The sequence below is a fragment of the Rhizobium sp. L43 genome, assembly GCF_002531725.1.
Classification (GTDB): Bacteria; Pseudomonadota; Alphaproteobacteria; order Rhizobiales; family Rhizobiaceae; genus Rhizobium.
Genome location: NZ_NWSQ01000015.1, coordinates 174,945 through 196,274 on the forward strand (window position 1 = coordinate 174,945; position 21,330 = coordinate 196,274).

At 60.5% G+C, this 21,330-nt stretch carries 18 protein-coding genes and 1 pseudogene; 10 read left to right on the forward strand and 9 right to left on the reverse strand.

The genetic code is table 11. The annotated features are described in order from the left end of the window. Positions 1–429: 429 nt before the first annotated feature. From CO667_RS20860 to CO667_RS20870, 3 genes are all read left to right on the forward strand, one after another. Complete coding sequence (locus CO667_RS20860; protein ID WP_097620166.1) at positions 430–1,707, forward strand: FAD-binding oxidoreductase; 1,278 nt, start codon at positions 430–432, stop codon at positions 1,705–1,707. Next, the gene (locus tag CO667_RS20865; RefSeq protein ID WP_097620167.1) at positions 1,704–3,158 is read left to right on the forward strand and encodes an aldehyde dehydrogenase family protein; all 1,455 of its coding nucleotides are present in this window, start codon (positions 1,704–1,706) and stop codon (positions 3,156–3,158) included. The genes CO667_RS20860 and CO667_RS20865 overlap by 4 nt, the downstream gene beginning before the upstream one ends. 283 nt (positions 3,159–3,441) lie before the next feature. Beyond that, positions 3,442–4,899, forward strand: a complete 1,458-nt coding sequence (locus CO667_RS20870; protein ID WP_097620168.1) for an NAD-dependent succinate-semialdehyde dehydrogenase — start codon at positions 3,442–3,444, stop codon at positions 4,897–4,899. 375 nt (positions 4,900–5,274) lie between these two features. Here the strand turns inward: CO667_RS20870 and CO667_RS20875 are convergent, their stop codons facing one another. After that, positions 5,275–5,943, reverse strand: coding sequence for a haloacid dehalogenase type II (locus tag CO667_RS20875; protein WP_097620169.1), 669 nt, complete (start codon positions 5,941–5,943; stop codon positions 5,275–5,277). Positions 5,944–6,324: 381 nt separating this feature from the next. Between CO667_RS20875 and CO667_RS20880 the strand changes: the two genes are divergently transcribed. Together CO667_RS20880 and CO667_RS20885 are read left to right on the forward strand one after the other, a co-directional pair. Then, positions 6,325–7,158, forward strand: coding sequence for a GNAT family N-acetyltransferase (locus CO667_RS20880; RefSeq protein WP_097620170.1), 834 nt, complete (start codon positions 6,325–6,327; stop codon positions 7,156–7,158). A gap of 13 nt (positions 7,159–7,171) precedes the next feature. Then, entirely contained in the window at positions 7,172–8,548 is a 1,377-nt protein-coding gene (locus CO667_RS20885) for an aspartate aminotransferase family protein (RefSeq protein WP_097620171.1), read from the forward strand. A gap of 105 nt (positions 8,549–8,653) precedes the next feature. On the opposite strand, the gene CO667_RS20890 is transcribed toward CO667_RS20885, so the two are convergent. Beyond that, positions 8,654–9,130 carry an Lrp/AsnC family transcriptional regulator gene (locus tag CO667_RS20890; RefSeq protein WP_007634620.1) on the reverse strand — a complete coding sequence of 159 codons (477 nt, stop codon included), beginning with the start codon at positions 9,128–9,130 and terminating at the stop codon, positions 8,654–8,656. A gap of 222 nt (positions 9,131–9,352) precedes the next feature. Then, the gene (locus CO667_RS20895) at positions 9,353–10,426 is read right to left on the reverse strand and encodes a tartrate dehydrogenase (protein ID WP_097620172.1); all 1,074 of its coding nucleotides are present in this window, start codon (positions 10,424–10,426) and stop codon (positions 9,353–9,355) included. Between the two features lie 260 nt (positions 10,427–10,686). On the opposite strand from CO667_RS20895, the gene CO667_RS20900 reads away from it, so the two are divergent. Both CO667_RS20900 and CO667_RS20905 read left to right on the forward strand, forming a co-directional pair. Next, positions 10,687–11,592 carry a sensor domain-containing diguanylate cyclase gene (locus CO667_RS20900; protein WP_097620173.1) on the forward strand — a complete coding sequence of 302 codons (906 nt, stop codon included), beginning with the start codon at positions 10,687–10,689 and terminating at the stop codon, positions 11,590–11,592. Between the two features lie 399 nt (positions 11,593–11,991). Beyond that, positions 11,992–12,825, forward strand: a complete 834-nt coding sequence (locus CO667_RS20905) for a DUF6030 family protein (protein ID WP_097620174.1) — start codon at positions 11,992–11,994, stop codon at positions 12,823–12,825. A gap of 155 nt (positions 12,826–12,980) precedes the next feature. Here the strand turns inward: CO667_RS20905 and ftrA are convergent. The 6 genes and pseudogenes from ftrA to CO667_RS20935 form a co-directional block, all read right to left on the reverse strand. Further along, positions 12,981–13,103 (reverse strand): annotated as a pseudogene (gene ftrA, locus CO667_RS35925) (transcriptional regulator FtrA); the annotation flags it as partial. Positions 13,104–13,296: 193 nt separating this feature from the next. Next, positions 13,297–14,496 carry an ABC transporter substrate-binding protein gene (locus tag CO667_RS20915; RefSeq protein ID WP_245433175.1) on the reverse strand — a complete coding sequence of 400 codons (1,200 nt, stop codon included), beginning with the start codon at positions 14,494–14,496 and terminating at the stop codon, positions 13,297–13,299. A 29-nt stretch (positions 14,497–14,525) separates the two neighbouring features. Then, on the reverse strand, positions 14,526–15,521 hold the full coding sequence (locus CO667_RS20920) for a branched-chain amino acid ABC transporter permease (protein ID WP_097620176.1): 996 nt from the start codon (positions 15,519–15,521) through the stop codon (positions 14,526–14,528). Next, positions 15,518–16,399, reverse strand: coding sequence for a branched-chain amino acid ABC transporter permease (locus CO667_RS20925; RefSeq protein ID WP_097620177.1), 882 nt, complete (start codon positions 16,397–16,399; stop codon positions 15,518–15,520). The genes CO667_RS20920 and CO667_RS20925 overlap by 4 nt, the downstream gene beginning before the upstream one ends. Continuing rightward, a complete protein-coding gene (locus tag CO667_RS20930) occupies positions 16,399–17,109 on the reverse strand; it encodes an ABC transporter ATP-binding protein (protein WP_097620178.1) in 711 nt (236 codons plus the stop codon). Before CO667_RS20930 ends, CO667_RS20925 begins: the two co-directional genes overlap by 1 nt. Beyond that, positions 17,106–17,897 carry an ABC transporter ATP-binding protein gene (locus tag CO667_RS20935; protein WP_097620179.1) on the reverse strand — a complete coding sequence of 264 codons (792 nt, stop codon included), beginning with the start codon at positions 17,895–17,897 and terminating at the stop codon, positions 17,106–17,108. The genes CO667_RS20930 and CO667_RS20935 overlap by 4 nt, the downstream gene beginning before the upstream one ends. Positions 17,898–18,122: 225 nt before the next feature. On the opposite strand from CO667_RS20935, the gene CO667_RS20940 reads away from it, so the two are divergent. Genes CO667_RS20940 through CO667_RS20950 form a run of 3 tightly spaced genes read left to right on the forward strand, consistent with a single transcriptional unit; the run spans position 18,123 to position 21,281 of the window. Then, positions 18,123–19,313 carry a cytochrome P450 gene (locus tag CO667_RS20940; protein ID WP_097620180.1) on the forward strand — a complete coding sequence of 397 codons (1,191 nt, stop codon included), beginning with the start codon at positions 18,123–18,125 and terminating at the stop codon, positions 19,311–19,313. Continuing rightward, on the forward strand, positions 19,313–20,338 hold the full coding sequence (locus CO667_RS20945; protein WP_097620181.1) for an amidohydrolase family protein: 1,026 nt from the start codon (positions 19,313–19,315) through the stop codon (positions 20,336–20,338). The genes CO667_RS20940 and CO667_RS20945 overlap by 1 nt, the downstream gene beginning before the upstream one ends. 28 nt (positions 20,339–20,366) lie before the next feature. After that, positions 20,367–21,281: an ABC transporter substrate-binding protein gene (locus CO667_RS20950; RefSeq protein WP_097620182.1), complete on the forward strand. Its 915-nt coding sequence runs from the start codon at positions 20,367–20,369 to the stop codon at positions 21,279–21,281. The last annotated feature ends 49 nt before the right edge of the window (positions 21,282–21,330 follow it).

Below are 21,330 nucleotides of genomic sequence, written 5' to 3' on the forward strand. Positions count from 1 at the left end.
GCTGAACAACAAGCTCGGAAGACACAACACAAATGCCAGGCAATCATCATAGCTGGCGTCCGGGGCGATACTGCCATCCCAGAACTCTTCCGCCATGTTTTACCGGTCATCGTCCTACTCCCGTTTTAGTGCGAAATTCATAGATGTGGTGCTCGGGTTTGGTGCTGGCGCCAATCCAGGCCTGGGCGTCGCTGCGGGTGTTCGGCCCGGCCGCCTTGAACCCGGGCGTGGGACCGAATTCTGCATGGATCCTAATCTGTGGCTTCCGGGGGTGGACTGCGGAGTTGGCGCATAAACAGAATATGCTGTGGTTTGCCGCCCCGAACACAGGCAATTGTTGCGAAACAAGGCCGCCTGCGCCGCACCCCTCCAACGCCGGCGGGCATATACTTCATGCATTCGGATTGAAGAGCATAAGGGCATGGGCCAATGAAATTTGCTTCCTACTGGCACGATACCTCGATCCCATTCACTGGCGGCATCGTCGACCCCGTCTCGGGAGATTTCGAGGTTGCGGTGATCGGTGCCGGCTTCACGGGGCTCAATGCCGCGCGCACACTCGCGCAATCCGGTGTGAAGGTCGCTCTGCTGGAAGCCGAGCACGTTGGCTATGGTGCGTCCGGCCGCAATGGCGGGCACCTCAACAGCGGTCATTTCGCAAGCTTCGGCGCCGCCAGGCAGCATCTTGGGGAAGACCGGGCGCGCCGCTTGTGGCGAGCCTACGACGACTCGATCGACATGATCGAACGGCTCATCGAGGAAGAAAAGATCGCGTGCGACTTCCGCAGGGGCGGCAAGCTCAAGCTTGCCTCGAAGCCCTCTCATGTCGGCACGCTGCAGGCGATGACCGAAGAAATCCGTCGCGAGGTCGACCCGTCAGCCGAGTGGCTCACGCGTGAGGACCTCCGCAAGGAGGTGGTGTCGGATGCCTTCCATGGCGGGATTCTCTATCCGAAATCCGCCATGATGCACATGGGACGCTACGCCAACGGCATGGCCGAGGCGGCCCGCCGCCATGGCGCTGCGATCTGGGAGCGGAACCCGGTCACCGCCCGCGAGCGCGTGGCGAATGGATGGCGGCTCATCACACCGACCGGCTCACTCACCGCGCGCCAGGTCATCCTGGCAACCGACGCCTATACGCCAAGCGCCTTTAACTATTTCCGCCGAAGGCTCATGCCGATCGCTTCCTTCATCATTGCGACACGCCCGCTCACCCCGCAGGAGGTCGCCGCGACGATTCCGGGCAACCGCAACTTCACCAACTCCCTCAACATCTCCAACTATTTCCGCCTCACGCCCGACAACCGCATGCTGTTCGGGGGGAGGGCGAGATTTTCGGCCGTGTCCAACCAGAAAACCGACGTCAGCTCCGGCCAGCTTCTGCGCCAGCAGATGGTCGGCATGTTTCCGCAGCTTGCAGACGTCGAGATCGACTATTGCTGGGGCGGCCTCGTCGGTTGCACGCAAGACCGCTATCCCCGCGCGGGCAATGCCGAGGGTGTCATTTACAGCATGGGCTATTCCGGCCACGGAGCCCAGTTATCGACCTTCATGGGTCGCGCGCTGGCCGATATGGCGATGGGGCGCAAGGACGCCAACCCACTCGACGGCTTCGCGTGGCCCGCCGTTCCCATGCATACCGGAAACCCGTGGTTCCTGCCCATCGTCGGCGCCTATTACCGCATGAAGGACCTTGTCGGATGATTGCGCCTCTCGAACACCTGTCCCGCAGCGGCCGTCTCGACAAGTTTTTCATCGACGGTCAATGGGTCGAATCCAGGGGCAGCGCCAAGGGCGTCGTGGTCAACCCTGCCACGGAAGAGGTGGTGACCCATTTTGCGCTCGGAAACGGCGATGACGTCGACGCTGCGGTTTCCGCGGCCCGGCGGGCCTTCGCCGCCTGGAGCCGGACCAAGCCGGAATACCGCGCGGCTCTGCTTGATCGCCTGCAGGCGCTGCTCGAAGCGCGTAGCGAACTGTTTGCACAATGCCTCAGCCTCGAAATGGGCGCAGCGATCGGTTATGCGCGCACCGCGCAGGTGCCGCTGGCGATCGCCCATGTCAAGGTCGCACGCGATGTCCTGGAAGCCTTCCCCTTCGTCAAGCAGCGCGGCAACACCGCCATCGCCCACGAGCCGATCGGCGTCTGCGCCCTGATCACTCCATGGAACTGGCCGCTCTACCAGATCACCGCCAAGGTTTCGCCGGCGCTCGCCGCCGGCTGCACGGTCGTGCTGAAGCCCAGCGAGCTTTCCCCTCTCGACGCGCTGCTGTTTGCAGAGACGATCGAGGAAGCCGGCTTCCCTGCCGGCGTCTTCAACCTCGTCAATGGCGACGGCCCGTGCGTCGGTTCGGCTCTCGCGTCCCATCCGGATGTCGACATGATTTCCATTACCGGCTCTACCCGTGCGGGTATCGCGGTGGCCCAGGCGGCCGCGCCGACCGTCAAGCGCGTCGCACAGGAGCTTGGCGGCAAATCACCGAACGTGATCCTGCCGGACGCCGATCTCGATCGCGCCGTTTCCATGGGCATAGTGGCGGCCTTCCGCAATCTCGGTCAATCATGCAGCGCGCCGACGCGGATGATCGTGCCGCGCGCGCAGCTATCCGAGATCGAGGACCTCGCCAGGAGAGCTGCAGATGAGATCGTGATCGGCGATCCCCTCGCAAAAGCCACCACGCACGGTGCGATCGCCAACCGCGCCCAGTTCGATCGGATCCAGACCATGATCGGCGTCGGCATTGCGGAAGGCGCGACGCTCGTCACCGGCGGAGAGGGTCGTCCAGTGAGCCTGAATGCCGGGTTCTACGTTCAACCGACGATTTTCTCGGACGTGCGTACGGACATGCGCATCGCCCAGGAGGAGATCTTCGGACCGGTTCTCTGCCTCATTCCCTATGACACGGTGGAAGAAGCCATCGCCATCGCCAACCATACTGTCTACGGACTGGGTGCGCATGTGCAGGGCGGGAACATCGACGCCGTCAGGGACGTCGCGTCACGGATCCGTTGCGGTCAGGTGCACCTCAACTATCCGGCCTGGGATCCACACGCGCCGTTTGGCGGCTTCAAGCAATCTGGAAATGGGCGCGAGTACGGCCTTGAGGGCATGCTGGAATATCTCGAGGTCAAATCCATCCTCGGCTACTTCTAGAGCATGATGCCGAACGGCGTGAGGGCATCCGTCTTGTTGGCGGCTGCCGGATTCATGGCTCGGCATAGCTTCGCCGACCGGGTTCCAAGCCACAGCCGAGAAGACTGTCGCATCGCTCAAAACGTTATTTTCCACCGCGGTTGCACCCACAGTCGATGCATGCTGCTTGTCCTGTTTCGGTAGGCTCAACTCAGGAACACGCCGGCGATGGCGGCACAAGACCGAATTCATTGAACACGGTGGCTTTTGCCAACCGGCAACCAATGGTCAGAGAGGAAACGATATGCTTGAGTTGAAAGACAAAGACCTTTTCCAGCAGGCCGGCCTGATCGACGGTATCTGGTCGGGGGCAGCATCGGGCAAGACGGTGCGCGTCGTCAATCCCGCCACTCAGGAGAAGCTCGGCACTGTTGCTGATATGGGAACCGCCGAGACCCGCGCGGCGATCGACGCAGCCCAGGCAGCTTTTGCGTCGTGGAAGAAGAGGACGAATGCCGAACGCGCCGTACTACTCGAGCGCTGGTATGCGCTGATGATCGAAAATCTCGAGGATCTTGCGCTGCTCATCACGCTTGAACAGGGTAAGCCACTCGATGAATCGCGCGTCGAGGTCCGTTACGGTGCTTCCTTCGTCAAATGGTTTGCCGAAGAGGCCCGCCGCATCGGCGGCCATACCATTCCCTCGCCGACGCCGGATCGCCGTATCGTCGTGCTCAAGGAGGCGGTCGGCGTCTGTGCTATCGTCACCCCGTGGAATTTCCCGATCGCCATGATCACCCGAAAGGTGGCGCCCGCCTTGGCGGCCGGCTGCACGGTTGTCATCAAGCCTTCGGAGTTCACGCCCTATTCGGCGCTCGCCATGGGTGTGCTTGCCGAGCGCGCCGGCATTCCGGCAGGCGTGATCAACATCGTCACCGGCATGCCGACGGAGATCGGCAATGAGTTCATGGCAAACCCGACGGTGCGCAAGATCTCCTTTACCGGCTCGACCCGGATCGGCTCGCTTCTGATGCGCGGCGCCGCCGGCAGCGTGAAGCGGCTCTCCCTCGAACTGGGCGGCAATGCACCGTTCATCGTCTTTAACGATGCCGATCTCGATCTCGCGGTCGAAGGCGCAATCCTGGCCAAGTTCCGCAATGGCGGCCAGACCTGCGTCTGCGCCAACCGCATCCTGGTGCAGGCCGGAGTGTATGATGCTTTTGCCGAGAAGCTCGGCGCCCGCGTCAACGCCATGAAGGTCGGTCCGGGAACGGAACCCGGCAATGTCATCGGCCCGATGATCAACACTGCGGCCATCGAGAAGATCACCCGCCATGTCGACGACGCCCTGGCCAAGGGCGCCAAGATTTCCGCCCGGAGCAATTCGGTGACGGAAGGGTCGCAATACGCTGCGCCGATGGTCCTGACGGAGGCGACGACCGACATGCTGCTCGCCAGCGAAGAAACCTTTGGCCCCGTTGCCCCGCTTTTCCGCTTTGAAACGGAAGAAGAGGCAATTGCAATCGCCAACGGCACACCCTTCGGCCTTGCAGCCTATTTCTACACCGAAAACCTGAAGCGCTCCTGGCGCGTCGGCGAAGCCCTCGAGTTCGGCATGATCGGGCTCAACACCGGCGCGATCTCCACCGAAGTCGCCCCCTTCGGCGGCGTCAAGCAGTCCGGCCTCGGCCGGGAGGGAGCGCAGGCCGGCATCGAGGAATATCTCGAAATGAAGAGCTTCCACATCGGTGGGCTGAGCTGAGCCTGAAGCGAATATGAGATGAGGACCCTGCAATGCGGCGCACGCGCTTGCGCCGCATTTTGCTGCAAGGCCATCGCGACATACCCGCGCTGGCAAGCTTTCGGCTTCGGTCGATCCGGAGGCCTGCAAAACCGTCGAATGCGGATTACGCGCCGCCAGCAGCGGTCGACACTCGGCCTCGCACCATCACCCACGACTTCATGACGCTACGGTAGCGAATTGTCTTGCCGGCCCCGGGCACGGCCGACCCTTCAAAAAAGCGCGAGCGGAAACGCCCGCGCTTCCGTCGTTCGGATTCGCCCGGAAGTGCGCAGCGGTTCCGAGATAACGACAACCAGCTAAGTCGCGTCGCATGAAGCCAGTTTGTTGTGCACGTCAGAGACCGAAAACGCCTGGCAGGCCGGAAATGTCGGCGATTTCGACGTAGCCATAGAATGGGTTGGCGGGTTCATGGCGGCGGTTGACCCACACCTTGTTCTTGATGCCGATATCGTTAGCCGACATATGGTCATACCGGAACGAGGAGGAGCAGTGCACGACATCTTCGGGGCCGCAGCCGAGCATGTCGAACATATATTCAAAGGCCTGAAGGCGCGGCTTGTAGGCCTGTGCCTGTTCGGCCGTGTAGACCGCATGGAACGGAGCGCCGAGCTTTTCGACATTCGACATGATCTGCGCATTCATCGCGTTCGACAGGATCACCAGCGGGATCTCCTTGGCGACCTTCGCAAGGCCAGCCGGTACATCCGCATGCGGACCCCAGGTCGGCACCCGCTCATAAACCATGCGGGCGTCTTCGTCGTTGAACTTGACGCCGTTGCGCTTGCAGGTGCGCTCGATCGAATTGTGAACGACCTCGGCATAGGGCTTCCAGTCGCCCAGAACCTCGTCGAGGCGATAGGCGGCGAAGTTCCTGATGAACTCGGCCATGCGCGCCTCATCGAGCTGATCGCCGTAAAGGTCACGCGCCGCTTCCGCCATCTGGAAGTTGGTCAGCGTGCCGTAGCAGTCGAAGGTGACGTATTTCGGACGCAAGGGGGTCATGGGCATATCCTTTGGAGAGTGGACCGAGGCATTTGAAGTCATGATAGACGCCGCCCGCCCCCCGGCTCGCCTGAATGTGGCGGCGATCGAAGCAGATTATTTCGTATCGAAAGGCGGCTTTGGCAGATGCTTGTGTAGCTTAGCCGCCGGCGGATGCCGAACGACGGCGAAAAACGTGCCGAGAAGATACCGTCAAGGCTGGAGACGGGCCCGGCATCAGCCTGGGCGATCGCAACGCGCAGAGTCTCACGCCCACATGCCAGCATAAGATGCGGCGGGCGACAAAGCGAAAACGATAAGATACCGCTCGGAGCGCAGCCTTCAGACGATTAGCCAACCCGCACTCCTTCACACTTCCGCTCAGGAAATGAAGGAAGTGTCATGCAGACAAGCCAGATCGATTTTGCCGCTTTCGGCACCGAACACCTGGGTGCCGCCGTCCACCTGTCGCGGCAGGCCGGCTGGCCTCATCGCCCTGAAGACTGGCAGATGGCGCTTGCCTTGAGCGAGGGCGTCGTGGCCATTGAGAACGACCGGGTGGTGGGCACCGTGCTTGTTACCCCCTACAGGCAGGATTGCGCCACGATCAACATGGTCATCGTCGATGAAACCATGCGTGGCCGCGGTCTAGGCCGCAAGCTCATGCATGCTGCAATGGAGCTTGCCGGCGACCGGCCGCTCCGGCTTGTTGCAACCGCCGAGGGCCTTCCCCTCTATGAGAAGCTCGGCTTCCGCCCGACCGGCCGTATTCTGCAGCACCAGGGCACCGCGACAGCGATCGCCGCGCCGATGGCAACCTCAGCCGCCGCCAGGAGCGATTTCGCCGCGGTCGCCGAACTCGATCGACAGGCCTTCGGCGCCGATCGCGCCGGTCTGATCGCCTATCTTGCCAAGGTCGGTGAATTTGCCGTGGTCCGCCGCAACGGACGCGTCACCGGTTTTGCAGCACTTCGCACCTTCGGCCGAGGCGAGGTCATCGGCCCCGTCATTGCCGGGACCCTGGAGGACGCCAAAGCGCTCGTTGCGCATTTCATCGCCCTGCGGCCCGGCGTGTTCCTCAGGGTCGATACGACAGCGGCCGCCGGCCTGTCCGACTGGCTGGCCGAACAAGGCTTCGCCCATGTCGGCGGCGGCATCGCCATGATGAAGCCATCGATTCCAGGCGCCGATTCCGACGCCACCATCTTCGCCCTGGCCAACCAGGCGCTCGGCTGATCCGGAGAATATCATGTACAGCAATTCCCTTGTCGAACTCGACCGCGCCCATCTGGTGCACCCGGTCGCCTCCTACCGCAACCACGAAAAGCTCGGCGTGCGTGTGCTCGCTGCCGCCAAGGGGGCGACGGTGACCGATGCTTCCGGCAAGCAGCTGGTCGATGGCTTTGCCGGCCTGTGGTGCGTCAATGCCGGTTACGGTCATGAATCGATCGTCGAGGCAGCCGCGCGGCAGATGCGCGAACTGCCCTATGCGACGACCTATTTCGGTCTCGGCTCGGAACCGGCAATCCGGCTTGCCGCGGCATTGGCCGAGCGGGCGCCAGGCGACCTCAACCATGTTTACTTCACCCTGGGCGGATCCGATGCCATCGACAGCACGATCCGGTTCATCCGCTATTACTGGATCGCCCGCGGTCAGCCGCAGCGCGACCAGTTCATCTCCGTCGAACAGGGCTATCACGGTTCATCGACCGTCGGAGCGGGACTGACGGCACTTCCGTCATTCCACGCCGGCTTCGGCATTCCCTTCGACTGGCAGCATAAAATTCCCTCCCACTACGCCTACCGGAACCCGGTCGGTCAGGATCCGCAGGCAATCATCAACGCCTCCCTCGCGGCACTGCGGCGCAAGGTTGAAGAGATCGGCCCCGAGCGTGTCGCCGCCTTTTATGCCGAACCCATCCAGGGTTCGGGCGGCGTGCTGGTGCCGCCGGCAGGCTGGATGAAGGCGATGCGCGCGCTCTGCAGCGAGCTCGGCATCCTCTTTGTCGCTGACGAAGTGATAACCGCTTTCGGCCGCACCGGCCCGCTCTTTGCCTGCGAGGACGACGAGATCGTTCCGGACTTCATCACCACGGCGAAGGGCCTGACCTCCGGCTATGTACCGATGGGTGCGGTCTTCATGACCGACCACATCTACGAGACCATCGCCGATGGCGCCGGTGGCGCAGCCGTCGGCCACGGCTATACCTATTCGGCCCATCCCGTCAGCGCCGCTGTCGGCCTTGAAGTGCTGAACCTTTACGAAACCGGCCTCCTGGCGAATGGCCGGAAGGCCGGCGCACGGCTGATGCAAGGGCTTGAAAGCCTCAAAGACCATCCGCTCGTCGGCGATATCCGCGGTCGCGGCATGCTGGCCGCCATCGAGCTCGTGGTCGACAAGGAAACGAAGGCGCCGTTGCCGGCCGCCGCCGAACCGGCGCGCCGGGTCTTCGATCGCGCCTGGGAAAACGGCCTGGTCATCCGCGCCTTCGCCAACGGCGTCCTCGGCTATGCGCCGCCGCTCTGCTGCACCGACGCCGACATCGACACGATCATCGAGCGCACGCGCAAAACGCTTGATGACACGCTTGATGACCCCGATATACGCGCGGCCTTGCGGGGCTGAGCGCGGCCAGCCGAGGATATAGCCAAGCTGTGACAAACTTGTGCCGGGAGAAGCCGCTTGTCCAAGTATAGGCATTGGCACCCGACGGGCGACGCGTGGGCCGGCCTAAAGCGGAAACAGGCTCGTCAACGGCATATGCGCTTTGACGATCGGCGACTTCAGGACGACGAAGCTGAAATATTTGTCGATGCCGATCTCCATGTCGGAGAGCCGCTCCATGATCGTCTGGTACTCGCCGATCCCGGCAGTCACGAATTTCAGAAGATAGTCGTAGCCGCCGGAGACCAGATGGCATTCGATCACCTGGTCGATCTTCTCGACCGTCGTTAAAAATCGGGCGAAATCGATCTGCCGGTGGTTCTTCAGGGTGATTTCAGTGAAAACGGTCAGCGTCTGTCCGAGCTTGGCGACATTGATCTGCGCGGAATAGCCCTCGATATAACCTTCCGACTGCAGTTTCTTCACCCGCATCAGGCAGGGGCTGGGCGAAAGATTGACGAGCTCGGCGAGCTCAACATTGGTGACACGGCCGTTTTTCTGCAATTCATGCAGAATTTTTATATCGATCCGGTCGAGTTTCATCTCTCCACTCCGCCTGTCGAAGCTGCCAAGGCCGCAGCATATTGTGCCGTCACCGTCGACAGTAGCACACCGAAGCCTCATGTCGATCGCGTTTCACCGGCTCGGGGAGGAACGAACAGGATGCGGCGATGGCCGCAACAGCATTTTATGCCGCCTGACCGGCGACGCCATGACGTGACCCCATTCAGCCGGTCCACCCGATTGCCGCGTTCATCTATCTGATCAGACGTTGGAGGAATGGATTGCGTCGCAGACGGCGTCCGTGACGTCTTTGGTCGTGGCGGTGCCGCCGACGTCGGGAGTGAGGATGCCCGCGCCCGTGACCGCTTCGACGGCGCGCATGAGACGGGCCGAGGCCTCCTGCTCGCCGAGATGGTCGAGCATCTGGGCGGCGGTCCAGAAGGTCGCGACAGGATTGGCGATGCCCTTGCCGGCAATGTCGAAGGCCGAGCCGTGGATCGGTTCGAACATCGAGGGAAAACGGCGCTGCGGATCGATATTCGCGGTGGGCGCGACACCGATGCTGCCGGCGAGCGCGCCGGCGAGGTCGGACAGGATGTCAGCATGCAGGTTGGTCGCAACGATGGTGTCGAGGCTCTGCGGCTTCAGCGTCATCCGCACCGTCATGGCGTCGACCAGCATCTTGTCCCAGGTGACGTCAGGAAACTCTACAGCCACCTCAGCGGCGATCTCGTCCCACATGACCATGCCGTGGCGTTGGGCATTCGATTTCGTCACGACCGTCAGCAACTTGCGCGGCCGCGCCTGCGCCAGCTTGAAAGCGTAGCGCATGATGCGGGTGACGCCGACGCGCGTGAAGATGGCGACCTCGGTGCCAACCTCCTCGGGCAGGCCGCGATGGGCGCGGCCGCCGTGGCCGGAATATTCTCCTTCGGAATTCTCCCGGACGATGACCCAGTCGAGGTCGCCGACGCCGCAATTGCGCAGCGGCGGGGTAATGCCTGGAAGGATTTTGGTCGGCCGAACATTGGCATATTGATCGAAGCCCTGGCAGATCGGCAGCCTGAGCCCCCAGAGGGTGATGTGATCGGGAACATCAGGCGCTCCGACGGCGCCGAAATAGATCGCGTCGAATTTCTTCAGCCGCTCAAGCCCGTCGGACGGCATCATCACACCATGCCGTTTGTAGTAGTCGGAACCCCAATCGAAGTGTTCGATAACGAACTTCACGTCGCCGAGACGTTTTTCCAGACTTGCGAGCACCCTTCGCCCTGCGGCAATGACTTCCGGTCCGATGCCGTCCGCAGGGATAGCCGCGATAGAGTATTCGCGCATTGATCTTCTCCAGCAACGTCTTGCGCGCGGTCCGCCTCAAACGACTGCAGTGCGCGATGGATCATCCACTGAGAACCGTCGTTGTACAACATTTTTACGTCAGCGGCCGCGGGTGAGGCACGCGCTTAGCAACCTCACGGGTAAAGCTGGTTTGCCTTTCGCGGCAAATAATATTGCGATAGCGCGTAGCGTCCATCATCTCTTTAGGTTTTACTAACATAGTGATTCCATCGTTATTTTGAGATGCCTGGAATAGCCGGATGACCAAGATTTCGGAGCGGCTCGCGGATTTGAGTGAGGAGAGCGCAGTCCTGATTGCGCTTTACGATCAGGATGATCGTTTGCGGTACGCAAACGCGGCCTTTCGTTCCACCTACGCTTTGGAGCCGGAGGAAACCCCCTTATGGGCCGATCTGATGCGGCGAAATACGAAGGCTGGAAAGGGCACGGTCATCAAGGCCGCCGACTTCGAGACATGGCTCGTCTCGGCACAGTCACGGCGCGGCAAGCTCCCGTTCCGTGCCTTTGAAACCGATGTGGCCGACGGCCGATGGTTCTGGATGACCGAGACCGTCCAAGGTGACGGTTGGATGCTATGCATCGCAAGCGACATTACCCCTATGAAGACGAGCGAGCGTGACCTAAGGCAAGATCGTGATTTTGCGTTGCGGGCTTCGCAAACGGACGAACTGACCAGCATCTCCAACCGCCGCTTCATGATGGCGGCGCTCGAGAGCATGGTGGTGCGCCAGGCACCGGCAGAATCGCTCAGCGGTTGCGCCTGCATCATGGATCTTGATTACTTCAAACGTATAAACGACGTATACGGACACCAGGCCGGCGACGGCGTGCTGATCGATTTTGCCCGCCGCGTCCAACCTCTGGTTCGCCGCCGCGACAGTTTCGGGCGCATCGGCGGGGAAGAATTCATGTTGATCCTGCCCGATACGACGCTCGGGCAAGGCGAATTGATCGTCGACCGGATCCTGAAGGCGGTTCGAGGCGCGCGACCCATCCGCTCGGCGCCCACATTCTCTTATACCTGTTCGGCTGGGCTTGCCGAGTTGCGCCCGGGCGAGACGGCGCGCGAATTATACGCCCGGGCGGACGAGGCGCTTTACCATGCAAAACAGAGCGGCCGAGATCGGTTGAAGATCGTCGCCTGAGGGAGAGAGTTCTCGACTGCCGAGAAAAGCGGATGTGTCGAAGACAGCACCGGTGAAAAGACAAGCCGCCGGCCTGTTCTTCGGCAGCATTGGCGGGCGAACGCCATGCACTGGGGTGCCGCTTGACGCTCCACCAACGCGACCTCACACTCGCAGGGTCGAAGGTGAGTCGGAATAGACTGTACCACTTCACATCCGTTGCTCACTTGTGAAGTGGTTGCCGGCACCGGGCTGAGCCGGTCAGCGCCCTGACTGACGCCGGCTGGTCTCGAACAGGATCGTGGTTGATTGAGATCAAGCTCGCAGCCGTTCCTATTTTGCTTGCGAGGGAACGCCGTGGATAAAATGTTATCAGCAGCCGATCCTCCTCGCGGCAGCCCATTTTGGCACTGGAAACTATTGCGGAGCAACCGCCGCCGGCTGCTTTTGCCAGCGCTGTTGATATGCGTTCTGCTTGCCGGCATCGCTGTTTTTTACCGTGAAATCAGCAACTCGGAAATTCCGATAGATCGCTTTGAAGATCGAGCTCTCGATAAGGCTGGCCGATCATCACGCATGGCCGTCCGCCCCGATACGGCGGCTCCTTCTCCTCTTCCGCCGATGTCTCTATCGCTGAAACTGATCGAGGTCCCGAAACCGGAATTGGCAGGTCAGTTTCTGCGGATGTGGCGCGTCTCGGGGCCGAATATTTGCGGCGCTCTTCGAGAGGCCGGCATCGAGATGAGCGAATGGAAAGCCGCATCGATGCGCAATCGCAATTATGAATGTTATTTTCAGCGCATCTACGAACGGGACGAGGCGCGCCCCCTCAGTTCGACCTTCCTGAAGGTTCGTGGAAATGAAATGGGCGATATTCTCGAGATCCGTGCCAAGATCGTCGGGCCGCAGACAGATGCCCAGGGGCGTCTCGCCCCGGCCGTCCTGCGGATTTTCGAGATCATTGTAAAGCAGGCGTGCTGGGGTGATTTCGAGGATACGCTTACGTCGATCCAAAACCTTCGCAATGTCGAATACGAACGCTTCGGCGCCTATCTCAGCTTCACGCGCGAAGCCGGCAGCGAAAATAACTTTAATTTTGCTCTTGGTCTTAAGGCGACCTCAGATCCGCAGCTGAGGACCAGGACGTATTTTTCGACAGACCGCTGGCTAGCCGGGTCAAATCCCGGCAATGTTCCCGCCAACGTCATCCTCATCGACCGCATCGGCACCTCGATGTCAGCCCGTTGCGCTTAATGCCGGAATAAGTACCGGTCAGTCTGGCCGAACTCACAAAGCAGTCGATGCAGATCGGCCGCGGTGCCCGTTGCTGCGAATGTCAGGCCACCGCAGGCATAAGAACCTGATCCTCCAGCGAAACCGATTTGAGCTGGCACCAGTCAGGGCCTGCTTTCAGGTCGAGCCAAGCCGAAGACTTCGGCAGTGATCCCGAACTCGAAGGTGCAGAGGCCGTCATGGACGAGGCTAACGACACGCCTGTTTACAGGAAAGCGTGGATTCTCATTTTTTGGCATGAATGCCGTCCTATCTGGCAACCCTGGGGGGAGGAGGTTCCCCGCCGGGACTGCAGTCAGTCCGGGTACATTCCTTTCAGAACTTCTGCACACCTCATCGGATACCGAACCCCGCAATCTTTGCCGCCACACCCCTGAAAAATCAGCCTCGCGTGTGTGGGCGCCGGTTGCCGGCACCCACTGGCAAGGGAAGCTATTCGTGCGTTTTGCCTTCAAAGTCCAAAATTCCACCGAGCGCCACGTATTTTTGTCCGTCGAACTGGTAGAGTTGGAGCGCCTCGACAGGGTAAACATCGGACCCTTCCTTGGTCGTCATCGTGATGCCGTGGAAAACCAAAGCGTTCTTCCATCCGTCCATGTTGTGGACGACCTTCATCAGCTCCTCACGCGTCGGTTCTTTGAGCTTTTCAAGAGACTGGATGAGCGCGTCCCCGATGGCGTAACCCGTCTGGCCGATCGTGTTGGCGAAGACGAAGTTCACCTTGGCTGCTTTTATGGCATCGAGATATCGATCGATTCCTTCATCGCCGGACTTCTGATCACTGATAATCGGCTTGAGGAAGTCAGATGTAATGATGCCCTTCGCATTATCCAGCCCGACGGATTGAAGGATCGGGTATGCAGAGGAAAGGTTGGTTACCAGTGTCAACGGCTTCCAGCCACTTTCGGATTGGAAACGAATCGCCTCGCCGCCCTGCCGCGGAGCAGCGATGATCACTAGAGTATCTGCACCGGACGCCTTCAGTGTGTTGAGTTGGGTTTCGACCGTCGGATCTTGTGACGTTACGGGTTGACGTTCGATCACCCTGATGGCCGAGCCGTCAATTGCTCTGTCGAAAGCCTTCATGAAGGTCTGACCGGTTTCCGTGTTCAGATACAGAAACGCCACCGTCGCGCTTGGCTTGTTCATCTTAAGATATTCGACGAATGAATCCGCCTCGGTCGAGAAGGAAGGCACGAAGCCGACTTCCCATTTGGGCGCGTTCAGGGAGACGACACCAGAATACATGAAAACGTTCGGCACTTTCTTCTGCGTGACGTAACGGCCGATCGCCAGATTGTTTGGCGTCGCCGCGGTGCCAACCAGGGCAAATACCTGATCTTTCTCCACCATCTTTCGGACGTTCGCCAGTGTGCGCTGGGGATCAAGACCATCATCTTCGATGATGAGATCGATCTTGCGGGTCTTGCCATCGCCCATTTTGACGCCACCTTCGGCGTTGGCCTGTTCGACCCGCGCGCGTATGCCTTCGGCGACACCGCCGACGACTGCGACCGGTCCGGTCAGTGGTCCCGTGACACCAATCTTAATGGTGTCGTCGGTAACACCAGGCGACGGTTCCGCAGCATTCGCATTGCTTGCCGCGAGCAGTGCCGCGACAGCCAGCGGCATTGCGCTTCCTTTCAGTATAGAAATAAATCTCATCTCAGTTCCTCCCTTGTTTCAATTTGGCGTCGGCTACTCGCCATCCTCCGAAAAGTCATCGAGAGCCATTTGTCGATGAAGCCAGTGACCCCATTGCGCGCGACCATCATGATCAGGATGAGGGCGAGGCCGTAGATCAGGTTGCCGAGGCTCAGGTTGATGTCAGATGCCCAGGTCGGGACAAAGACCATGAACAGACCGCCGAGAAATGCTCCGACGATACTGGTAGCGCCGCCGACAATGCTGCCGATCACGATGTTGATGGACAGGATTGCCAGGAACGACTCCGGGCTGATGAAACCACTGATGATCCCGAACACTCCGCCACCGAGTCCCGCGAGCGCCGAACTTGCGGCAAATGCCCAAAGGCGAGTACGTGTCAGGTTGATGCCGAGCGCTTGGGCAATCTGGGGATTGTCCCGCTGTGCCCTGAGCGCGCGCCCGTTGTCGCCGAAGAGCATTAGCGAGACAAGCAGGGCACCGATCCCCGCGCATGCGAGCGATACGATATAGAGCCACAACTCGGGACTGTCCGGCATGAAGCTCGGAGGTTCGGGGGCATCGATCGGAAGCCCCGACACTCCACCCGTCAGGCTCCCCATCTTGAGCAGCAATTGCGGGAACGCAGCCGCGATACCAAATGTCACGATGGCAAGCTGCAAGCCCTGAAGCCTGAGTGCCGGAAGGCCGATGGCAAGCCCGACGACGGCCGCCACGGCTGCAGAGACAGGCAACGTTACGAGCGGCGAGACGCCGTAGGTGGCATTGAGGATCGCGGTCACGTAAGCGCCGACGCCGAACAGCGTTCCCTGCGCAAGGCAAATTTGGCCAGCGAACCCCATTAGCAGGTTCAGGCCTAAAATAGCGATGGCGTAGGCGATCGCAATCGCCACCTGCTGAAGTGCGTATCCCGGCACAAAGACTGGGATAAGGATCGCGACGATCGCAAAGAGACCGAACTTGATAGCCGCCGCGCGGAATCCACCATTCATAGTTTTGTCACCTTGTAGGATCCGAACAGGCCGACGGGCTTCACGAGCAGGATGATGAGCGTGAGGGCGATCGGCACGGCGATGCGCATGTCGGCGCCGATGAACGAGAGGTAGCTGGCACCTAAGCTCTCGGCGACGCCGACGGCGAGGCCGCCGACGATTGCGCCAAGCGGACTGTCCCAGCCGCCGAGCGTTGCTGCAGCGAGCCCGTAAAAGAGGATTGGCGTCATCATCGTCGGGCTGAGGAAGAGCCGAGGGGCAATCAGGATTGCGGCAAGTGCCCCAATAATGGCGGCAAAGCCCCAGCCCAACATCAGCATGCGTTCGACATTAACGCCGACAAGTACGCTTCGGGCATGGTCGAAAGCCGCCGCACGCATCGATAGGCCAAGCCTGGTGAACCGGAAGATAAAGCCCATCGCCAAAGCGATAACAAAAAGGATCGTTAGCGTGCCGATGGCGGAAGCGAGCACGCGAACGCCGCCGATATCCAAACCGCCGTCAGGGAAGAGGCTTGGGAACGAGAGTTGTTCGGCGCCCCACATCCACATGCACGCCGCTTGGAAGAGGACGAGGATGCCAAGGGTGATGACGACGACCGCCTCCACGGGAGCGCTCATCATCGGCCGGATAATCAAGCGGAAAGTCACAATCCCAATAGCAAACGCCACAATGAGGCTCGCGAGGACGGCGAGCCAGAGCGGCGCACCCCATTGCATCAACTGCCAGGCCACATAGGCGGAAAGGGTCGCCATCTCGCCCTGGCCGAAGTTGACGACGTTGGTTGCCCTGAAGATGAGGACGAGCGCCAGGGCGAGCGCCGCGTAAATTGCGCCCGTGGTCAGGCCGCTGACGACGAGCTGGAAGAAGAGGCTCATCAGGCAACTCCCAGGTAAGATTTCTTGATGTCTTCGTTGGCGATCAACTCTTTTGCCGCACCGCTCGCCACGATCTGGCCGGCCTCGATAACGAAGGCCCGGTCGGCATATTGAAGGGTGATGTCGACATTCTGCTCGACCACGAGCAGCGTCATGCCGTGATCCTTGTTGAGCCTCTTGAAAATCGCCAGGATTTCCTGAGTGATCGAAGGGGCGAGCCCGAGCGATGGCTCGTCGCACATCAGAAGCTTCGGACGAGACATGAGCGCGCGTGCTACAGCCAGCATCTGCTGTTCTCCACCGCTAAGGTTTCCCGCAAGCTGATCGCGCCGTTCGCGCAGACGCGGGAATGTCTCGTACCAGCGTTCCTTGTCCTCCCTCACTTGTGATCGGTTCGACACGATCGTTGCACCGAGCGACAGGTTTTCATCGACGGTAAACTCGGAGAAAGTCCCGCGCCCCTGGGGTATGTGAGCAATGCCGAGCGCGAGGCGCTTCTGCGCGACGATCTTGTCGAGTGCCATGCCAGAAAAGGCAACCGAGCCTTTGAATGGGAGCAGTCCGGAAACGGCACGCAGCAGCGTCGTCTTCCCGGCCCCGTTGGAGCCGAGCAGGGCGACAAATTCGCCTTCGCCCACTGAGAACGAACAGTCGAACAGTGCCTGCGTCTTGCCGTAGAATACGGAGAGGTTCTTGAGATCCAGTGTCATGCCGCCTTCCCGAGGTAGGCGGCAATCACCGCGTCGTTGGACTTGATTTCGGAAGGGGTGCCTTCGGCCAAGTTGCGACCCAGATGCAAGACAACGATCCGGTCGCAAAGGCTCATGACCAGCCCCATGTGATGTTCGATGAGAAGAATGGAGAGGTTCCGCTTGCGTCGGATGCCATCGACGAGCGACCCAAATTCGTGGACCTCGCCGTGCGTCAGTCCGCCGGCGGGTTCGTCAAGCAGAAGAATTTTAGGCTCGGCGGCAAGTGCGCGAGCGATCTCCATACGTTTCTGCAGGGGATAGGAAAGCGATCCAGCCGCGCGCGCGGCGAGCTCGGCCATGCCGACCTCTTCAAGCACCGCCATTGCTTTTTCGCGTGCAGACCGTTCCTCCGCCCTGACACGGGATGGAGCGAAGATCGCTTGAGCGAACTTGCCGCCAAACCGGTGATGCGCCCCGAGCATGACATTCTCCAGAACGGTCATCGAGGCATAGATGCCAAGGTTCTGGAAAGTCCTCCCGATGCCCATTCCGATCATCTCGCGCGAACCCAGGCCTTCGAGCGGCCGGCCATCAAGCATGATCGATCCGCTTGTGTAATTTACGAGCCGGGTCGCCGCGTTGAGAAATGTCGATTTGCCTGCTCCGTTCGGCCCGATCAAGCCACAGATTTCTCCCGCCTTCACGGAAACCGACACATTCGTAAGCGCCTTTACGCCGCCGAATTGTACGGAGACATCCCGCGCCTCGAGCACAAGGCGCATCTCACCGATGCTTCTGTCGTTCAATGATTTCCTCCTCCCGAGGCGGTCTCTCCACTGCCTGTCCATTTCTCTTATTGACAGCCAATCCCGCTTTGGATACCTATCAGTATCCGAAGACGTTTCGGTATGTCAAGCATCAATCACATTGTGATCGCTCCACTGAAACGTCCTGAGAATGCATGCTGCCGGGTTGGAGAACATGGTGGCGGATTGGCGAAGACCCCGCGAAGCGGGTGAGGGAGGAAATCAATGACTGGAACGCGCACCGAACTGACGGGCGAAAATCTCTATCACGATCCTTATCCCGTCTATGCGAGGCTGCGCGCTGAGCAGCCGGTGGCTTTCTTCGAGGGAACAAAGGAATATTTTATCACGCGGTTCGACGACTGCCGCACGATCGGCGGCAACGACAAGGTGTTCGGTCCGTCGGGTTCGGCTGACCGCCCCGAGGCCCGCGTCATGGGCATGCCGAACGTCCTGACCATGTCTGGCGAGGATCATCAGTGCCTCCGTCAGGGCATAGACGAGAATCTCACGCAGGAACGCGTCCGCTCGTTCGTCGAAGGTCTGACGCGCCCGGTCGTGCAGCGTTATATCGACTCCATCAAGAAGAATGGTGAAGCGAACCTGACGACGGAACTCTTCGAGCCAATCTCGGTGCGGTGCATTGGCGACGTCATCGGCCTGACGGAGACGCCAAACGAAACTCTCGTCGAGTGGTTTCACGCGATGGCGCTGGGCCTGCAGAACGTCGGCAATGATCCGGCCATATGGAAGCGATTGGACGATGCGCTCGCCGACATCGACGGGCAGATGGGTGATCTGTATCAGGCGTGCCTGTCGAAGCCTAACCACTCGCTGCTCAGCCATGTCATGTATGGCGGCATGCCAAAGGGCGAGGTTCGTAGCTGGGAGGAGATTTCTCCGACCATGCGCGTCATCATCCTTGGCGGTCTCCAGGAGCCGGGGCATGCAGCCGCGAATGCCTGCACGGGCCTTCTTTCAAATCCCGACCAGGCGAAGCTTATGGCCGAGCAGCCGCAGGAAAACGCGATGCGCGCCTTCGATGAGGGCTTGCGCTGGATCGCCCCGATCGGCGTAACACCGCGCATCGCCAAGGAAGATTTCGAGATCGCCGGCACGGTCATCCCTGAGGGGGCATCCGTCGCCATCGTCATGGGGTCGGCCAACCGCGATGAGACGCGTTTCGAAGATGCCGACCGTTTCGACATGTTCCGCAAGAAGAAGCAGCACCTGTCATTCGGTTTCCGTCCGCACTTCTGTTCCGGGCACTTCCTGTCGCGTGCCATGGGCGAGATTGCGCTTGCTGAGGTGTTCCGGCAGTTGCCCGATCTTCGTCTCGATACTTCGCGGGAGATCAAGGGCAAGGGCTGGCGGTTCCGTGGCATCTCCGATCTCCCTGCGAAGTGGAATGCATGATGTCTTTGATCATCGACTGCCACGGCCACTTCACGACGGAACCGCCGGAGCATCATGCTTTCCGAACGGCGCAAGTGGCTTATGCGGAAGGCAAGTCCTCCGAGCCGCCGATCTATCCGGGCATTCCCGACAAACAGCTGCACGATATTATCGAGGCGAACCAACTTAAAATTCAGCGCGAGCGCGGTTCGCACGTGACGCTGCTCAGCCCACGCGCCTCCGGCATGGGACACCACGTGCCGGGACTGTCCGTCGCCAAGGAGTGGTCGCGCCTGTCGAACGACAGTGTCGGCAGGATTGTCGAGATGTTCCCGGATAATTTCGCGGCCGTCTGCCAGCTTCCTCAGACCGTCGACGGCGATCTGTCTGGTGTCATCGAGGAGTTGGAGCGCTGCGTGGAGAGCGGCTTCGTCGGATGCAATCTCAACCCCGACCCATCGGGCGGGCGCTGGAGTGCCCCGCCGATCTACGATCCATGGTGGGATCCAATGTGGGAGGCCATGGTAGCCCTCAGAGTCCCGGCGATGATCCACGTTTCGAGTTCCTGCGAGCGCTGCCTCCATATGACGGGCGCGCACTACATCAACGCGGATACGGCAGTGTTCATGCAGTTGATTCAGGGAGACTTGTTCGAGCGCCACCCGGAACTCAAGCTCATCATACCGCACGGAGGCGGGGCGGCGCCTTACCATTGGGGCCGTTATCGCGGTCTGTCGATCATGCTCGAAAAACCGAGCCTCGACACGCACCTGATGAACAACGTGTTCTTCGACACCTGCGTCTATCATCAGGCTGGCATCGACACGCTCTTCCGCGTCGTCGACGTCAAGAACATCCTTTTCGGCTCCGAGCTGCTCGGCGCGGTCAAGGCGATCGACCCGGAGACGGGACATCCGTTCGACGACACCAAGAGATACATCGACCACCTCGCGCTTGGCGACGAACAGAGACACGCGGTCTTCGAAGGAAACGCACGCCGGGTCTATCCGCTTCTGGATGAGCGGCTGCGGAAGCGCGGCCTATGAAGCTCCGAAATTGTCAGGGAGAAAGCACATGGCTTCCAGCCAAAGTCTAAGCCTCGCGGGCGGGGCACAAGGGTTCAACTGGCTTCCGGTCTTTGTGGCCGAGGAGCACGGCATTTTCGCCAAGCATGGCTTGGTGATCGAGTACAAGAAGATGGGCACCGTCGACAAGGCGACCACGGCCGTGCTGGAAGGCGAAGCCGATCTCGCCATCACGCCGCCGGAAGGCGCCGTTTCGAACTTCGTCAAAGGTGGCGAGCTCAGGGTCATCTCCTCGAACTCAAACCGTCTGCCGATGTCCATGGTCGCACAGTCTTCGATCAAGTCGATCAAGGACCTGAGAGGCAAAAAGGTCGGCACCTCGTCGCTCACCGAGGGTACGGCGATCTACACTCAGATGATGCTCTCCAAGGAAGGGCTGCGGTATCCCGGCGACTACGAGTTCGAACTCGCCGGCATCCACACCAAGCGCTGGGAAGCCCTGCAGGCGGGGGAAATTGATTGCGCCCCGCAGCCCGCGCCATGGAATTTCCTGGCCGAACGTGAAGGCTTCAACCTGATCGGCGAAATCAACGATGTCATCCCCGAGATCGTCTTCGCCGCTGTCATCGGCCGTAAAAGCTGGTTGGACGGCAACCGCGATGTGGTCGTCCGTTTCCTCAAAGCGCTCTTCGAAGCCTATTCGATCACCAACGACCCGGCCCGCGAGGACGTGACGCTACCGATATTCCAACGGATTACCACGAAAGACGACACCAAACTCGCCTCGCGCGGCCTTCACTATATGCGCGACATGGGCATGTGGCCCGGCAATCTTTCGATCCCTCGGCAGGCGATGGACACCACGGTGGACTTAATGATCCGCGCCAACCTGCTCGGTGAGCCTGCGAGACCGGTTGCCGCCGGCGTATTCGATCGCAGCTTCCTCGATGCCGCGTCCAACTAACCCAGTCGCATTTGATTGGCATCCATGAGGGCGAGTCCGGTGATCGTCT

Coding starts and splice junctions, on each gene's coding strand:
- CO667_RS20860 (WP_097620166.1), top strand. CDS start 430: ATGAAATTTGCTTCCTACTGGCACGATACCTCGATCCCATTCACTGGC.
- CO667_RS20865 (WP_097620167.1), top strand. CDS start 1,704: ATGATTGCGCCTCTCGAACACCTGTCCCGCAGCGGCCGTCTCGACAAG.
- CO667_RS20870 (WP_097620168.1), top strand. CDS start 3,442: ATGCTTGAGTTGAAAGACAAAGACCTTTTCCAGCAGGCCGGCCTGATC.
- CO667_RS20875 (WP_097620169.1), bottom strand. CDS start 5,943: ATGACCCCCTTGCGTCCGAAATACGTCACCTTCGACTGCTACGGCACG.
- CO667_RS20880 (WP_097620170.1), top strand. CDS start 6,325: ATGCAGACAAGCCAGATCGATTTTGCCGCTTTCGGCACCGAACACCTG.
- CO667_RS20885 (WP_097620171.1), top strand. CDS start 7,172: ATGTACAGCAATTCCCTTGTCGAACTCGACCGCGCCCATCTGGTGCAC.
- CO667_RS20890 (WP_007634620.1), bottom strand. CDS start 9,130: ATGAAACTCGACCGGATCGATATAAAAATTCTGCATGAATTGCAGAAA.
- CO667_RS20895 (WP_097620172.1), bottom strand. CDS start 10,426: ATGCGCGAATACTCTATCGCGGCTATCCCTGCGGACGGCATCGGACCG.
- CO667_RS20900 (WP_097620173.1), top strand. CDS start 10,687: ATGACCAAGATTTCGGAGCGGCTCGCGGATTTGAGTGAGGAGAGCGCA.
- CO667_RS20915 (WP_245433175.1), bottom strand. CDS start 14,496: ATGCCGCTGGCTGTCGCGGCACTGCTCGCGGCAAGCAATGCGAATGCT.
- CO667_RS20920 (WP_097620176.1), bottom strand. CDS start 15,521: ATGAATGGTGGATTCCGCGCGGCGGCTATCAAGTTCGGTCTCTTTGCG.
- CO667_RS20925 (WP_097620177.1), bottom strand. CDS start 16,399: ATGAGCCTCTTCTTCCAGCTCGTCGTCAGCGGCCTGACCACGGGCGCA.
- CO667_RS20930 (WP_097620178.1), bottom strand. CDS start 17,109: ATGACACTGGATCTCAAGAACCTCTCCGTATTCTACGGCAAGACGCAG.
- CO667_RS20940 (WP_097620180.1), top strand. CDS start 18,123: ATGACTGGAACGCGCACCGAACTGACGGGCGAAAATCTCTATCACGAT.
- CO667_RS20945 (WP_097620181.1), top strand. CDS start 19,313: ATGTCTTTGATCATCGACTGCCACGGCCACTTCACGACGGAACCGCCG.
- CO667_RS20950 (WP_097620182.1), top strand. CDS start 20,367: ATGGCTTCCAGCCAAAGTCTAAGCCTCGCGGGCGGGGCACAAGGGTTC.